At 55.7% G+C, this 1,202-nt stretch carries 1 protein-coding gene; it reads left to right on the forward strand.

What is annotated here, in order from left to right:
• The first annotated feature begins 77 nt into the window (after positions 1-77).
• A protein-coding gene (locus C2846_RS18450) for an IS3 family transposase (protein ID WP_119702188.1) occupies positions 78-1,186 on the forward strand; the annotation gives its coding sequence in 2 pieces (ribosomal slippage) (positions 78-330 and positions 330-1,186; 1,110 coding nt in all).
• The last annotated feature ends 16 nt before the right edge of the window (positions 1,187-1,202 follow it).

Here is a 1,202-nt window from a genome sequence, read left to right on the forward strand (position 1 = left end):
GTGTCACCTCCCCGTAAAATCGGTCCAACGATAACCAGAGGTCTCCGGCTACAATCAAGGCTCAGGAGGCCAACACAATGCGTAAAAGTCGATTCACCGAATCCCAGATCGTTAACACCCTTAAAGCGGTTGAGAGCGGTCGCCAGGTCAAGGATGTCTGCCGCGAACTGGGTATCTCCGAAGCGACGTACTACACCTGGAAATCGAAGTACGGCGGCATGGAGTCATCCGATGTCAGGCGGTTGAAGGACCTGGAAGACGAGAACCACAAGCTCAAGCGAATGTTCGCTGACCTAGCGCTGGAAAACGCTGCGCTGAAGGATGTGATCGCAAAAAAACTGTAGGCCCGGATGCCAAACGCCTGCTGATCGCCGTGCTCCGGGACGAGCACGGATTCAGCGAGCGCCGGGCCTGCAAGGCGGTTGGTTTATCTCGTTCCGTCGCACGCTATCAGCGCCGGCCCAGCAAGGATGAAGATGTCATTGCTGTGCTGCTAGAACTCTCCGAGCGATTTCCGGATCGTGGTTTCGGCAAGCTGTTCAAGCTTGTACGTCGCCGGGGCTTCGTCTGGAATCACAAGCGCGTTTGGCGAGTGTATTGCGAGCTTAAGCTCAACAAGCGGCGCCGAGGGAAGCGTCGGCTACCTAACCGCACTCCGGCTCCGCTGGCAGTGAGCGACACTGTAAACATCAGATGGTCGGCTGATTTCATGTCTGACGCGCTTTGGGATGGTCGTCGCTTTCGCACGTTCAACGTCGTTGATGATTTCAACCGAGAAGCCTTGGCCATCGAGATTGATTTGAACCTGCCTGCAGCGCGGGTAATACGAGTACTGGATCGAATCGCAGCATGGCGCGGCTATCCAAGCCAGTTACGTCTCGACAACGGACCGGAGTTCATTGCGACCGCGTTGGCGGAGTGGGCAGAAGCAAAGGGAGTAAAGCTGGAATTTATCCAGCCTGGGCGCCCCATGCAAAACGGGTTCATTGAGCGTTTTAATGGCAGCTACCGTCGAGGCGTCCTTGATATGTACATCTTCCGTAATCTGAACGAGGTGAGAGAACACACCGAACAGTGGCTGCAAGACTACAACGAGGAGATACCTCACGACTCGCTCGGGGATCTGACCCCGGTCGAATACCGGATCACTCACTGTCCGGAGACCTCTAGTTATGCGTGGACCTAATCAGGGGGAGTCGACA

This window comes from Pseudomonas jilinensis (assembly GCF_003586265.1).
GTDB lineage: Bacteria > Pseudomonadota > Gammaproteobacteria > Pseudomonadales > Pseudomonadaceae > Halopseudomonas > Halopseudomonas phragmitis.